This is a genomic window from Citrobacter sp. HN-141 (assembly GCF_033341895.1).
Lineage (GTDB): Bacteria > Pseudomonadota > Gammaproteobacteria > Enterobacterales > Enterobacteriaceae > Citrobacter.
Map to the genome: position 1 here is coordinate 215,500 of NZ_JAWPBF010000002.1, position 12,891 is coordinate 228,390.

Genomic DNA, 12,891 nt, shown 5'->3' on the forward strand with positions numbered 1-12,891 from the left:
TGCGAAGTGGCACAGGAATATACTGTTGAACAATTGAACCACGGCCGTAAAGTCTGGGACTTTATGCGCTGGGACTACTGGGCTTTCGGCATTTCTGGTTTCCTGCTGATTGCGGCCATCATTGTGATGGGCGTACGCGGGTTTAACTGGGGTCTCGATTTCACCGGTGGTACGGTGATTGAAATTACGCTGGAAAAACCAGCGGACATGGACGTGATGCGCGATGCGCTGGAGAAAGCGGGCTTCGTTGATCCGCTGCTGCAGAACTTCGGCAGCAGCCACGACATTATGGTACGTATGCCGCCAACTGAAGGCGCAGACGGCGGCCAGGTGTTGGGCAGCAAAGTGTTGAGCGTGATTAACGAGTCCACCAACCAAAACGCGGCGGTGAAGCGAATTGAATTCGTGGGTCCGAGCGTGGGGGCCGATCTTGCACAAACCGGTGCGATGGCGCTGATGGCGGCACTGATCTCCATCCTGGTATATGTTGGTTTCCGCTTCGAGTGGCGACTGGCGGCAGGTGTGGTTATCGCATTGGCGCACGACGTTATCATTACGCTCGGGATACTGTCGTTGTTCCATATCGAGATTGACCTGACTATCGTTGCCTCACTGATGTCGGTAATCGGTTACTCGTTGAACGACAGTATCGTGGTATCTGACCGTATTCGTGAAAACTTCCGCAAGATTCGTCGCGGTACGCCTTACGAAATCTTTAACGTGTCATTGACCCAGACGCTGCACCGTACGTTGATTACATCCGGTACCACGTTGATGGTTATCCTGATGCTGTTCCTGTTCGGTGGCCCGGTACTGGAAGGCTTCTCGCTGACCATGCTTATCGGTGTGTCCATAGGTACAGCATCGTCTATCTATGTGGCTTCGGCTCTGGCGTTGAAGCTGGGTATGAAGCGCGAGCACATGCTGCAGCAGAAGGTCGAGAAAGAAGGGGCGGATCAACCGTCAATTCTGCCTTAACCAACGCAGGCAAAAGAACTGAAATCCCGATCGTAAGGTCGGGATTTTTTTTGCCTGTGGAACAAAAAAAGCCAGCGGTTAAGCTGGCTTGTCTTTGATAAATTTACTGGATTAGAAGTTGTAACCTACAACCAGGTAACCACCCCAACCGGTAGAACGAACGTTTTCATTCATCCAGTTCAGATCCGCGTTATCGTTCCACTGACCACCGTTGTGCCAGTAACGGGCAACGACAGAATAATGCCAGTGGTCATAGTTTAGCGCCAGAATGTGGCTGGAGGCGATAGAGTTGTTAGTTCGCTGTTTAATGCCATTCTCAGCGTAGGCGCTCTTATCACCCAGATCGGAACCCCAGTCAAAGTTGGTAAAACCGATGTAGCTCAGGTTACCGCCCCACAGTTCGGTAATCGGTACAAAGTACTTCACTTTGAAACGGTAGCCGTCCCAATCATTTTCGTTCTCAGCACCGTAGTTCTGCCACTGGTACTTAGCGTACACGTTCATGGACAGGCTCATCGGCAAGCCGGTGTCGATGTCGGTACCCAGACCCATGTACCAGGTACTCTGGCGGCCATCTTTGTTACGACCCATGTCGTAGATGTAGTTGTTCGCGAAATACCACTCTTTGAACGGACCGAAGCTCAGGTCGGTACCGGTCAGTTTGTCGATGGAGAAACGGGGTTCGATTTCCATGAACAGCGGAGAGCCGTGGTTCCAGATACCTTTCGCATCGGTGTTACCACCGAAGAATACCGGTGCATCCATGTAACCATAGAAGTCGAACCAATCTTTCTTGGCAAACGCTTCGTATTCCAGGTAGGTATCGTTACGGAGCTGCGGTCCGAAGCGAGTGTGGTAGCTACCCACAACGTTAACGCTCTGATGCCACCAGTCGGAAAGATATTGCGGTTTGTCATTTTCTGCCGCGTTTGCAACAGTCAATGACGAGGAGAGCGCCAGCACTGCACCGGCTGCAAGTAATGTTTTTTTCATATGTATGCCACTGTTTGAAATCCCTTTCGGGAGTGAAAAAGGCGCAAATTGCGTTTCTAAATATTTCGTATTTCTTCGGAGCCTATTATAAAAATCATTGTTCACAAAAATATGTCTTGTTTCACAGTTCTATCATTTACGTAATCGATTGCGTTCACGTTTGCGTACTTTAGGCGGCGAATTGTACTGGCTCCCATGAATGTTGCCAAGTTTTAACAGAAATATCGGTTATGTCAGGGGAGTAACATAATAAGGCGGATTGATGTTGCGGAACGCACAAAAACGTTCCGCAAAAAGTTTATTGACTAACAGGCTGGATGTCGTGGATGCGAACAAAACCTAACTGGTCAGGAGACAGTCCGTTTAGCTGCAACGGAATATCCACGTCGCTGGGGGCAAGGATACTTGCCGGGGCGTTTATCAACTGATTCTGTACATTCACTTCCTGATAGTTGTCTGTGGTGCCCTGAATCTGTCCGTACTCTACAGTACCGCTAAAGGCAGGGAGCGGGGTGTTCGATTCCCCCTGAATACGCAGCGTCAGGCGCGTTCCTGCCGCATTTGGCGCAATATTCACCAGCGACATACGCAACGTGCCGATCTGACTATCCAGCCGGGCAGGCGTTTTGGAACCGGGTAGCAGGTAGGCTCCGCTGGTCGATTTGGCATTCAACATATTTTGTTGCGTAATTTTTACCGTTTCCTGATTGAGCTGCGTCATCTCTTTATTCAACGTGCTAACGCTTTGATGCATCTGGCGTACTTCGCTTTGCTGCGCACAGGCGCTGAGGCTAAAGAGGCTTCCCACCAGGAGAATTCTTAGGTAACGTCTTGTCATTGTGATTACTTCCTTCATTGTCGCGATAGCATAATGGTAGTGTGCGCAGAGCACGAAGGCATCGATCCTTTGTCTCAAAAGCGCTCCGCCTTTGTTGTCACGCCAGTTCAGGGTAAAATAGATTTCTGCGAACCACTAAGGTACAGGACGCCGTATGCATTGCCCATTCTGTTTCGCCGTAGACACTAAGGTAATTGACTCTCGTCTTGTGGGCGAGGGCTCTTCGGTACGCCGCCGCCGACAGTGTCTGGTCTGTAACGAACGTTTTACCACTTTTGAGGTGGCTGAACTTGTTATGCCGCGCGTTGTAAAAAGCAACGATGTGCGTGAACCCTTTAATGAAGAGAAGCTGCGTAGCGGCATGCTCAGAGCGCTTGAAAAACGTCCGGTCAGCGCAGATGACGTCGAAATGGCGTTAAACCATATAAAATCGCAGCTGCGTGCGACGGGTGAGCGTGAGGTGCCGAGTAAGATGATCGGCAACCTGGTGATGGAGCAGTTGAAAAAGCTCGATAAAGTCGCCTACATCCGCTTTGCCTCGGTTTACCGGAGCTTCGAAGATATCAAAGAATTTGGCGAAGAGATTGCTCGCCTACAGGACTAAGCCATGCAGGATGAATTGTACATGGCGCGAGCGCTGAAGCTTGCCGCGCGCGGACGTTTTACTACTCACCCCAATCCCAACGTGGGCTGTGTGATTGTTAAAGATGGGGAAATCGTCGGTGAGGGGTATCACCATCGCGCGGGCGAACCGCATGCCGAAGTCCATGCTCTGCGTATGGCGGGAGAAAAAGCGCAGGGGGCAACGGCCTACGTTACGCTTGAACCCTGTAGTCATCATGGTCGCACGCCGCCGTGCTGCGATGCGCTGATCGCCGCCGGTGTGACGCGTGTGGTTGCTGCTATGCAAGATCCTAATCCACAGGTCGCTGGCCGTGGGCTTTATCGCTTGCAGCAGGCGGGCATTGACGTCAGCCATGGCCTGATGATGAGCGAAGTTGAGCAGCTTAATAAGGGCTTTCTCAAACGGATGCGTACCGGATTCCCTTACGTACAGCTCAAGCTGGGCGCCTCGCTTGATGGGCGCACGGCGATGGCCAGTGGTGAAAGCCAGTGGATAACCTCGCCGCAGGCGCGCCGCGATGTGCAACGCCTGCGCGCGCAAAGCCATGCCATCTTAACCAGCAGTGCCACGGTACTGGCGGATGACCCTCAGCTTACCATCCGTTGGGAAGAACTGGGGGAGTCAACCCAGGCGAGTTATCCGCAGGAAAATTTGCGTCAGCCGATCCGTATTGTACTTGATAGCCAGAACCAGGTAACACCGGCGCATCGTATTGTGCAACAGCCCGGAGAAACCTGGATCGTCCGTACCCAGGACGATTCTCGCAGCTGGCCGGAAACGGTTCGTAGCCTGAAAGTGCCGGAACATAACGGGCATCTGGATCTGGTGGTGTTGATGATGCAGCTGGGCAAGCAGCAAATTAACAGCATTTGGGTTGAGGCCGGGCCAACACTTGCAGGCGCGTTATTACAGGCTGGCGTGGTGGATGAGCTAATCGTCTATGTTGCGCCTAAACTGTTAGGCAGCGATGCCCGGGGATTATGTGTGCTTCCAGGCCTTGAGAAACTGGCTGATGCCCCCCATTTCAAATTCAACGAAATACGCCATGTAGGTCCGGACCTTTGCCTGCATTTAGTGGGCGCATGATCTCCCGGTTCGAAAGGGAAGCAGCGCACAGATTATTATGATAAAATCCGCCCCCCTGCGGGGTCTAGTGAATCCGAAGGAAGAATATGAACATTATTGAAGCTAACGTTGCTACCCCGGACGCTCGCGTCGCCATCACCATTGCGCGTTTCAACAACTTTATCAATGACAGCCTGCTGGAAGGTGCGATCGACGCCCTGAAACGTATTGGTCAGGTTAAAGATGAAAATATTACCGTCGTTTGGGTTCCAGGCGCGTATGAGCTGCCGCTGGCGGCTGACGCACTGGCAAAAACCGGTAAATATGACGCGGTGATTGCGCTGGGTACGGTTATCCGTGGCGGTACCGCACACTTCGAATATGTGGCTGGCGGTGCAAGCAATGGCCTGGCGCATGTCGCTCAGGACAGCGGTATTCCGGTAGCCTTCGGTGTTCTGACCACCGAAAGTATTGAACAAGCCATCGAACGTGCTGGCACCAAAGCCGGCAACAAAGGCGCAGAAGCTGCACTGACTGCGCTTGAAATGATTAATGTATTGAAAGCCATCAAGGCCTGATTTTTGTAAGGGGAAATCCGTGAAACCTGCTGCTCGTCGCCGCGCCCGTGAGTGTGCCGTCCAGGCGCTCTACTCCTGGCAGTTGTCCCAGAACGACATCGCTGATGTTGAATACCAGTTCCTGGCGGAACAGGACGTTAAAGATGTCGACGTTCTGTATTTCCGTGAACTGCTGTCCGGGGTGGCGACTAACAGCGCGTACCTGGATGGACTAATGAAGCCTTACCTGTCTCGCCTGTTGGAAGAGCTGGGTCAGGTAGAAAAAGCCGTGCTGCGTATTGCGCTGTTTGAACTGTCTAAGCGTAGTGATGTGCCGTATAAAGTGGCCATTAACGAAGCGATTGAACTGGCGAAAACCTTCGGCGCTGAAGATAGCCATAAATTCGTCAACGGCGTACTGGATAAAGCAGCACCTGTGATTCGCCCCAACAAAAAGTGATCCCGAGGCCGGCTGGAGGGTGGAACCTGTTTCCACTGTCCCCGGCTTTTTCTTTTTTCCTGCTGAGGCATAACGTATGGCATGTGGCGAGTTTTCCCTGATTGCCCGTTATTTTGACCGCGTAAGAAGCTCTCGTCTTGATGTCGAAACCGGTATTGGCGACGATTGCGCACTTCTGAACATTCCTGAAAAACAGACGCTGGCGATCAGCACCGATACGCTGGTGGCAGGCAACCACTTCCTCCCCGATATCGATCCCACAGACCTGGCCTGGAAAGCGCTGGCGGTGAACTTGAGCGATCTGGCGGCGATGGGGGCCGATCCTGCATGGCTGACGCTGGCAATCACATTGCCTGACGTCGATGAAGCCTGGCTTGAAGCTTTCAGTGATGGCCTGTTTGAGCTCCTGAATTACTATGATATGCAGCTGATTGGCGGTGACACCACGCGTGGGCCGCTGTCGATGACGCTGGGTATTCATGGCTACGTCCCGGTTGGGCGGGCCTTAAAACGCTCCGGTGCGAAACCGGGCGACTGGATTTACGTTACCGGTACGCCGGGCGACAGCGCTGCCGGGTTAGCTATTCTGCAAAACCGATTGCAGGTAACTGATGCCAAAGACGCTGACTATCTGCTCAAGCGACACCTGCGTCCCACGCCGCGAATTTTACAAGGGCAAGCCCTGCGCGACCTGGCGAGCGCCGCTATCGATCTCTCGGACGGTCTGATTTCCGATCTGGGCCATATCGTTAATGCCAGTGGCTGCGGCGCACGGATTAACGTCGATGCTCTGCCATATTCCACTGCGTTTACCCAACACGTCGAGCCTGAACAGGCGTTGCGTTGGGCGCTCTCGGGCGGTGAAGATTATGAGTTATGCTTTACCGTACCGGAAATGAATCGTGGGGCGCTGGACGTCGCGCTGGGGCATCTCGGCACACCGTTTACCTGCATTGGGCAGATGAGTGCGGATGTGGAAGGCATTCATTTTACGCGTGATGGAAAGCCCGTCACGTTTGACTGGAAAGGATATGACCATTTTGCCGCGCCTTAAAAAAGATGTCGCAAAAAGCCGTTTGAGCATGCGTAATCCGTGGCACCTGCTGGCTACCGGATTTGGCAGTGGATTGAGCCCGATTGTACCGGGCACCATGGGATCGCTGGCGGCGATCCCATTTTGGTATTTAATGACATTTCTGCCGTGGCAACTCTATTCACTGGTGGTCATGCTGTCGATCTGTATCGGCGTCTATCTGTGCCATCAGACGGCAAAAGATATGGGCGTGCACGATCACGGCAGCATTGTCTGGGACGAGTTTGTCGGGATGTGGATAACCCTGATGGCCCTACCGACCAACGACTGGCAGTGGGTTGCCGCTGGATTTGTGATTTTCCGTATTCTGGATATGTGGAAACCCTGGCCGATTCGCTGGTTCGATCGTAACGTACATGGTGGTACGGGGATCATGATCGATGATATCGTGGCTGGGATACTGTCCGCCGGGATACTGTACTTTATTGGCTATCACTGGCCGGTAGGGATCATTTAAAGGGGATGCCGGATGGCGGCGTAAACGCCTTATCCGGCCTACAATCTACAACCGCGCTTATTTAAATCCCACCACCGGATGCTGTTTGTACGGCATCTCCAGTTCGGCAATGTGCTCTGGTTTCAGCGTTAAATCTACCGCGTTAAGTAATTCATCCAACTGTTCTTCCCGCGATGAGCCGATAATCGGCGCGGCGATGCCTGGCTTGCTTAACAGCCATGCCAGAGCGACCTGAGCACGTGTAGCGCCCAGTTCTTCACTGACGCCAGTCAATCGTGCAGCAATTTGCGCGTCGTTTTCATCACTTTCTCTGTACAGGTTTTTGCCGACTTCATCGGAAACCAGGCGTGCGGTGGTTTCTCCCCACGGGCGCGTCAGGCGACCACGTGCCAGCGGACTCCATGGGATCACCGCCACACCTTCCTTAGAGCAAAGCGGTAGCATGTCGCGTTCTTCTTCGCGGTAGATCAGGTTGTAGTGATCCTGCATGCTGATAAATTGCGCCCAGCCGTGTTGTTTCTGCAGGGCCAGTGCCTGAGCAAACTGCGAAGCGTGCATGGAGGATGCGCCGATGTAACGCGCTTTTCCGGCTTTCACGACGTCATTAAGCGCTTCCAGCGTTTCTTCAATGGGCGTGTTGTAATCCCAGCGGTGAATTTGCAGGATATCGACATAGTCCATACCAAGACGTTTCAGGCTGTCATCAATAGAACGCAGAATTTGCGCACGGGATAATCCTTCCGGCAGGTCGCCAACACGGTGAAAAACCTTGGTCGCGACCACGACATCTTCGCGGCGGGCGAAATCGCGCAGCGCACGGCCGACAATTTCCTCACTGCTGCCTGCGGAGTAACTGTTTGCGGTATCGAAAAAGTTAATACCACCCTCAAGGGCATGTTTGATAATCGGGCGACTACTCTCTTCTGGTAGCGTCCAGGCGTGATTGCCGCGATTGGGTTCGCCAAACGTCATGCAGCCCAAACAAAGGCGGGAGACCCGAAGGTCTGTTTTTCCTAAGGTGTTGTATTGCATAAATTCGCTCCTGCTTAGCGTGTTATTTATTAAGCATAGCAGGAGCGAGGGGGGGATTATGCCAGCCAGGCCTTGATTTTGGCCTCAATTCCGGCTGCATTCAGGCCCAGTTCGGCGCGAGCCTCGTCCTGAGTACCCTGGGGAATGAAGAAATCAGGCAGACCAATGTTCAGTACCGGAACCGGCTTACGATGCGCCATCAGCACTTCGTTTACACCGCTACCTGCGCCGCCCATAATGGCGTTTTCTTCAATCGTCACCAGCATGTCGTGCTGTGCTGCCATTTCCAGAATCAGTGTTTCATCCAGCGGTTTCACGAAGCGCATATCGACCAGCGTTGCGTTCAGCGATTCCGCGACCTGAGCCGCTTCCGGCATCAACGTACCGAAGTTCAGAATCGCCAGTTTCTCACCGTGACGCTTGACGATACCTTTACCGATAGGCAATTGTTCCAGCGGCGTCAGCTCAACACCTACGGCAGTACCGCGTGGATAACGCACGACCGTTGGGCCATTGTTGTAGTGATAGCCGGTAAACAACATTTGGCGACATTCGTTCTCATCGCTCGGGGTCATAATGACCATTTCCGGGATGCAGCGCAGGAAGGAAAGATCGAATGCACCCTGGTGAGTTTGCCCATCAGCACCCACGATTCCTGCCCGATCAACGGCGAACAGGACCGGCAGTTTCTGAATGGCAACATCGTGCAGCACCTGATCGTAGGCGCGTTGCAGGAACGTGGAATAGATAGCGACGATGGGTTTATAACCACCAATCGCCAGGCCGGCCGCAAACGTCACTGCGTGCTGCTCGGCAATCGCCACATCGAAATAGCGGTCCGGGAACTTACGTGAAAACTCCACCATACCGGAGCCTTCGCGCATCGCCGGGGTGATCGCCATCAGCTTATTGTCTTTCGCCGCGGTTTCGCACAGCCAGTCACCGAAGATTTTTGAATAGCTCGGCAGGCCGCCGCTGCTTTTCGGCAGACATCCGCTGGACGGATCGAATTTGGGCACCGCGTGGAAGGTAATCGGATCTTTTTCCGCAGGCTCGTAGCCACGACCCTTTTTGGTCATGATGTGCAGGAACTGCGGGCCTTTCAGATCGCGCATGTTTTTCAGCGTAGTGATAAGCCCCAGCACGTCGTGACCGTCTACCGGACCAATATAGTTAAAGCCCAGCTCTTCAAACAGCGTACCCGGCACAACCATGCCTTTGATGTGTTCTTCGGTACGCTTGAGCAGCTCTTTAATCGGCGGCACGCCGGAGAACACTTTCTTGCCGCCTTCGCGCAGCGACGAATAGAGTTTTCCAGAGAGCAGTTGCGCCAGGTGGTTATTCAGCGCACCGACGTTTTCCGAAATCGACATTTCATTGTCATTGAGGATAACCAGCATGTCGGGCTTAATATCGCCCGCATGGTTCATCGCTTCAAACGCCATCCCGGCGGTGATGGCACCGTCGCCAATGACGCATACAGTACGGCGCTCTTTGCCTTCTTTCTCGGCGGCAACCGCAATGCCGATGCCTGCGCTGATAGAGGTTGAGGAGTGGCCAACGCTCAGTACGTCATACTCACTCTCGCCGCGCCACGGGAACGGATGCAGGCCGCCTTTCTGGCGAATAGTGCCAATCTTATCGCGGCGGCCGGTAAGAATTTTGTGCGGATAAGCCTGATGTCCCACATCCCAGATTAACTGGTCGAACGGGGTGTTGTAGACATAGTGCAGCGCGACGGTGAGTTCCACCGTGCCCAGACCAGAGGCGAAGTGCCCGCTGGAACGGCTCACGCTGTCGAGCAAATAGCGGCGCAGTTCGTCGCAAAGCTTAGGCAGGCTCTCTTTTGGCAGCAGTCTTAACTCCTGGGTGGAGTCGACCAACGCCAGGGTCGGGTATTTGGCTATATCAAAACTCATCGCAAGCTCATGGGATATGTTGGTTTATTTATCACGCTGGATTATGTAGTCCGCTAGCGCTTCCAGTGCCGAGGTATCGAGAGACTGTGCGGCCAGCAAACTTAATGACTGGCGGGCATCCTCAATTAAATCCCGGGCTTTATTCCGGGCTTGCTCAAGACCCAGAAGTGCAGGATAGGTACTTTTGCCAAGCTGCTGGTCGGCACCCTGACGTTTACCCAATGTTGCAGTATCGCCTACCACATCCAGGATGTCATCCTGAACCTGGAAGGCCAGACCGATACTTTCGGCGTATTTGTCGAGTATCGGCAGAAGTTCTCTCCCTTTATCGCCAGCACTTAACGCACCCAGACGAACGGCGGCGCGAATCAATGCGCCAGTTTTATGGCGATGAATACGCTCCAGCGCCGCCAGTTCTACCTGCTGACCTTCTGCTGCCAGATCCAGCGCCTGACCGCCACACATACCGGCGATACCACTGGCCTGAGCCAGTTCAGAGATCATCGCGATGCGGTCACGGTCGGCGACTTCCGGCATCGGGGCGTCGCTGATAATAGAGAACGCCAGCGTTTGCAGCGCATCACCGGCCAGAATCGCATTCGCTTCGCCAAACTTGACGTGGCAGGTTGGCAGACCGCGACGCAGATCATCGTCGTCCATCGCGGGTAAATCGTCGTGCATCAGTGAATAGGCATGGATGCACTCAACCGCGGCGGCGGGGGCGTCAAGCGTACTCAGGCTTACGCCAAACATCTGACCGGTCGCATACACCAAAAACGGGCGCAGACGTTTACCGCCTAATAATGCGCCATATTGCATGGTTTCGACCACGGGAGTGTTCTGAAAGGGCAGTGGCGCGATAAAACGGCTCAGTGCCTGGTTAGCCTGCTCAACGCAAGCCTGTAGCTGCTGCGTAAAATCCATTTACTCATTATCCGGTGTAAAAGGCGTGAGGGCGGCGTCTTCAGTTTCTGACAGCAGGATTTGCACGCGCTGTTCAGCCTGCTGCAATTTGACCTGTCCCTGACGCGCCAACTGTACGCCACGTTCGAATTCGTTCAGCGCCTCTTCCAGCGGCAAATCGCCGCTTTCCAGACGGGTGACAATCTGTTCCAGCTCGCTCAGCGCAGTTTCAAAGCTGGCGGGCGCTTCATTTTTCTTCGGCATAATGAATGTCTGACTCTCTGTATTGACAGCACAAGACTATGGTAACGGACTCGCACTGATAAGCAAATAACGCGCAATGTGCACAGTAGCCGCGCGATGGTGGTATACTTGCGCGCCTGGATGCAGTCGCGGGTATGGGCTGCTGTATTATTTTCCATCACAAGTCGTTCAGACTTGCCAAAGAACCATTGCCGCCATGAAGTTTATCATTAAATTGTTCCCAGAAATCACCATCAAAAGCCAATCTGTGCGTTTGCGCTTTATAAAAATTCTGACAGGGAACATCCGTAACGTTTTAAAGCACTACGATGAAGACCTTGCCGTTGTCCGTCACTGGGATCACGTTGAGGTTCGCGCCAAAGATGAAAGCCAGCGTCTGGATATTCGTGACGCGTTAACCCGAATCCCGGGTATCCACCATATTCTCGAAGTAGAAGACGTGCCGTTTACCGATATGCACGATATTTTCGAGAAAGCGCTGGTGCAGTATCGCGATCAACTGGAAGGAAAAACCTTCTGTGTGCGCGTCAAGCGCCGCGGCAAGCATGAGTTTAGCTCCATCGAGGTGGAACGTTATGTTGGCGGCGGACTGAATCAGCATATTGAATCCGCACGCGTGAAGCTGACGAAGCCGGACGTGACGGTTAATCTTGAAATCGAAAACGACCGTCTGCTGCTGGTTAAAGGCCGCTATGAAGGTATCGGCGGTTTCCCGATTGGTACACAAGAAGACGTTCTGTCGCTGATCTCTGGTGGTTTCGACTCCGGCGTTTCCAGCTACATGCTGATGCGTCGCGGCTGCCGCGTACATTATTGCTTCTTCAACCTCGGCGGGGCTGCGCATGAAATCGGCGTTCGCCAGGTGGCGCATTATCTGTGGAACCGTTTTGGTAGCTCACATCGCGTACGCTTTGTTGCGATCAACTTTGAACCGGTAGTCGGTGAGATCCTGGAAAAAGTCGACGACGGCCAGATGGGCGTGGTCCTTAAGCGCATGATGGTCCGTGCGGCGTCTAAAGTGGCTGAACGCTATGGCGTACAGGCGCTGGTGACCGGTGAAGCGCTGGGCCAGGTGTCCAGCCAGACGCTGACCAATCTGCGTTTAATCGATAACGTATCTGACACCCTGATCCTGCGCCCGCTTATCTCCCATGATAAAGAGCACATCATCAATCTGGCGCGTGAAATTGGTACCGAGGACTTCGCTCGTACCATGCCGGAATACTGCGGGGTGATCTCGAAAAGCCCGACGGTGAAAGCGATTAAAGCGAAGATTGAAGCCGAAGAAGAAAACTTCGATTTCTCGATCCTCGATAAAGTGGTTGAAGAAGCCAACAATATCGACATTCGCGACATCGCCCAGCAGACGCAGCAGACCGTGGTGGAAGTGGAAACCGTGAGCGGTTTCGGCCCGAACGATGTGATTCTGGATATCCGTTCTGTGGATGAACAGGATGATAAACCGCTGAAGGTTGAAGGCGTGGACGTGGTTTCTCTGCCGTTCTACAAGCTGAGCACTAAATTCGGCGATCTGGACCAGAATAAAACCTGGCTGCTGTGGTGCGAACGCGGGGTGATGAGCCGTCTGCAGGCGCTGTATCTGCGCGAGCAGGGCTTTGAAAACGTGAAGGTGTATCGTCCGTAGTCCCTTTTGCCTGATGACGCTGTGCTTATCAGGCCTACAAATTATACGTTTTTGTAGGTCTG

At 53.4% G+C, this 12,891-nt stretch carries 14 protein-coding genes; 8 read left to right on the top strand and 6 right to left on the bottom strand.

All coding sequences use genetic code 11. From position 1 onward, the window contains the following. Nucleotides 1-6: 6 nt before the first annotated feature. Nucleotides 7-978 (top strand): protein translocase subunit SecF, encoded by a 972-nt coding sequence (secF, locus tag RYZ59_RS03920; protein WP_202039313.1) that lies wholly within the window; start codon nucleotides 7-9, stop codon nucleotides 976-978. 111 nt (nucleotides 979-1,089) lie between these two features. On the opposite strand, the gene RYZ59_RS03925 is transcribed toward secF, so the two are convergent. Next, nucleotides 1,090-1,971: a nucleoside-specific channel-forming protein Tsx gene (locus RYZ59_RS03925; protein WP_318044880.1), complete on the bottom strand. Its 882-nt coding sequence runs from the start codon at nucleotides 1,969-1,971 to the stop codon at nucleotides 1,090-1,092. Nucleotides 1,972-2,269: 298 nt separating this feature from the next. Further along, on the bottom strand, nucleotides 2,270-2,809 hold the full coding sequence (locus tag RYZ59_RS03930; protein ID WP_137384643.1) for a DUF3251 domain-containing protein: 540 nt from the start codon (nucleotides 2,807-2,809) through the stop codon (nucleotides 2,270-2,272). A gap of 154 nt (nucleotides 2,810-2,963) precedes the next feature. On the opposite strand from RYZ59_RS03930, the gene nrdR reads away from it, so the two are divergent. The 6 genes from nrdR (at nucleotide 2,964) to pgpA (ending at nucleotide 7,066) form a co-directional block, all read left to right on the top strand. Further along, complete coding sequence (gene nrdR / locus RYZ59_RS03935; protein WP_003021571.1) at nucleotides 2,964-3,413, top strand: transcriptional regulator NrdR; 450 nt, start codon at nucleotides 2,964-2,966, stop codon at nucleotides 3,411-3,413. A 3-nt stretch (nucleotides 3,414-3,416) separates the two neighbouring features. Beyond that, a complete protein-coding gene (gene ribD / locus RYZ59_RS03940; RefSeq protein WP_318044878.1) occupies nucleotides 3,417-4,520 on the top strand; it encodes a bifunctional diaminohydroxyphosphoribosylaminopyrimidine deaminase/5-amino-6-(5-phosphoribosylamino)uracil reductase RibD in 1,104 nt (367 codons plus the stop codon). Between the two features lie 86 nt (nucleotides 4,521-4,606). Beyond that, nucleotides 4,607-5,077 carry a 6,7-dimethyl-8-ribityllumazine synthase gene (gene ribE / locus RYZ59_RS03945; RefSeq protein WP_003021575.1) on the top strand — a complete coding sequence of 157 codons (471 nt, stop codon included), beginning with the start codon at nucleotides 4,607-4,609 and terminating at the stop codon, nucleotides 5,075-5,077. A 19-nt stretch (nucleotides 5,078-5,096) separates the two neighbouring features. Continuing rightward, on the top strand, nucleotides 5,097-5,516 hold the full coding sequence (gene nusB, locus RYZ59_RS03950) for a transcription antitermination factor NusB (protein ID WP_000801129.1): 420 nt from the start codon (nucleotides 5,097-5,099) through the stop codon (nucleotides 5,514-5,516). A 76-nt stretch (nucleotides 5,517-5,592) separates the two neighbouring features. After that, nucleotides 5,593-6,570 (top strand): thiamine-phosphate kinase, encoded by a 978-nt coding sequence (gene thiL, locus RYZ59_RS03955; RefSeq protein WP_202039309.1) that lies wholly within the window; start codon nucleotides 5,593-5,595, stop codon nucleotides 6,568-6,570. Further along, complete coding sequence (gene pgpA, locus RYZ59_RS03960) at nucleotides 6,548-7,066, top strand: phosphatidylglycerophosphatase A (RefSeq protein ID WP_318044873.1); 519 nt, start codon at nucleotides 6,548-6,550, stop codon at nucleotides 7,064-7,066. Before thiL ends, pgpA begins: the two co-directional genes overlap by 23 nt. A gap of 57 nt (nucleotides 7,067-7,123) precedes the next feature. Here pgpA and yajO read toward each other — a convergent pair whose 3' ends face one another. Genes yajO through xseB form a run of 4 tightly spaced genes read right to left on the bottom strand, consistent with a single transcriptional unit; the run spans nucleotide 7,124 to nucleotide 11,184 of the window. Beyond that, a complete protein-coding gene (gene yajO / locus RYZ59_RS03965) occupies nucleotides 7,124-8,098 on the bottom strand; it encodes a 1-deoxyxylulose-5-phosphate synthase YajO (RefSeq protein WP_318044870.1) in 975 nt (324 codons plus the stop codon). A gap of 56 nt (nucleotides 8,099-8,154) precedes the next feature. Continuing rightward, nucleotides 8,155-10,017, bottom strand: a complete 1,863-nt coding sequence (dxs, locus tag RYZ59_RS03970; protein WP_318044867.1) for a 1-deoxy-D-xylulose-5-phosphate synthase — start codon at nucleotides 10,015-10,017, stop codon at nucleotides 8,155-8,157. A 24-nt stretch (nucleotides 10,018-10,041) separates the two neighbouring features. After that, a complete protein-coding gene (gene ispA / locus RYZ59_RS03975; RefSeq protein ID WP_202039307.1) occupies nucleotides 10,042-10,941 on the bottom strand; it encodes a (2E,6E)-farnesyl diphosphate synthase in 900 nt (299 codons plus the stop codon). Then, complete coding sequence (gene xseB / locus RYZ59_RS03980) at nucleotides 10,942-11,184, bottom strand: exodeoxyribonuclease VII small subunit (protein WP_096759458.1); 243 nt, start codon at nucleotides 11,182-11,184, stop codon at nucleotides 10,942-10,944. It lies immediately after the preceding gene. Between the two features lie 196 nt (nucleotides 11,185-11,380). Between xseB and thiI the strand changes: the two genes are divergently transcribed. Further along, nucleotides 11,381-12,829 carry a tRNA uracil 4-sulfurtransferase ThiI gene (gene thiI, locus RYZ59_RS03985; RefSeq protein WP_045440518.1) on the top strand — a complete coding sequence of 483 codons (1,449 nt, stop codon included), beginning with the start codon at nucleotides 11,381-11,383 and terminating at the stop codon, nucleotides 12,827-12,829. Nucleotides 12,830-12,891: the final 62 nt, after the last annotated feature.

What these genes read in the sequence shown, in the direction of transcription:
- yajO (WP_318044870.1), bottom strand. Translation starts at nt 8,098, where the DNA reads ATGCAATACAACACCTTAGGAAAAACAGACCTTCGGGTCTCCCGCCTT.
- xseB (WP_096759458.1), bottom strand. Translation starts at nt 11,184, where the DNA reads ATGCCGAAGAAAAATGAAGCGCCCGCCAGCTTTGAAACTGCGCTGAGC.
- dxs (WP_318044867.1), bottom strand. Translation starts at nt 10,017, where the DNA reads ATGAGTTTTGATATAGCCAAATACCCGACCCTGGCGTTGGTCGACTCC.
- ispA (WP_202039307.1), bottom strand. Translation starts at nt 10,941, where the DNA reads ATGGATTTTACGCAGCAGCTACAGGCTTGCGTTGAGCAGGCTAACCAG.
- thiI (WP_045440518.1), top strand. Translation starts at nt 11,381, where the DNA reads ATGAAGTTTATCATTAAATTGTTCCCAGAAATCACCATCAAAAGCCAA.
- nrdR (WP_003021571.1), top strand. Translation starts at nt 2,964, where the DNA reads ATGCATTGCCCATTCTGTTTCGCCGTAGACACTAAGGTAATTGACTCT.
- thiL (WP_202039309.1), top strand. Translation starts at nt 5,593, where the DNA reads ATGGCATGTGGCGAGTTTTCCCTGATTGCCCGTTATTTTGACCGCGTA.
- ribD (WP_318044878.1), top strand. Translation starts at nt 3,417, where the DNA reads ATGCAGGATGAATTGTACATGGCGCGAGCGCTGAAGCTTGCCGCGCGC.
- pgpA (WP_318044873.1), top strand. Translation starts at nt 6,548, where the DNA reads ATGACCATTTTGCCGCGCCTTAAAAAAGATGTCGCAAAAAGCCGTTTG.
- RYZ59_RS03925 (WP_318044880.1), bottom strand. Translation starts at nt 1,971, where the DNA reads ATGAAAAAAACATTACTTGCAGCCGGTGCAGTGCTGGCGCTCTCCTCG.
- ribE (WP_003021575.1), top strand. Translation starts at nt 4,607, where the DNA reads ATGAACATTATTGAAGCTAACGTTGCTACCCCGGACGCTCGCGTCGCC.
- RYZ59_RS03930 (WP_137384643.1), bottom strand. Translation starts at nt 2,809, where the DNA reads ATGACAAGACGTTACCTAAGAATTCTCCTGGTGGGAAGCCTCTTTAGC.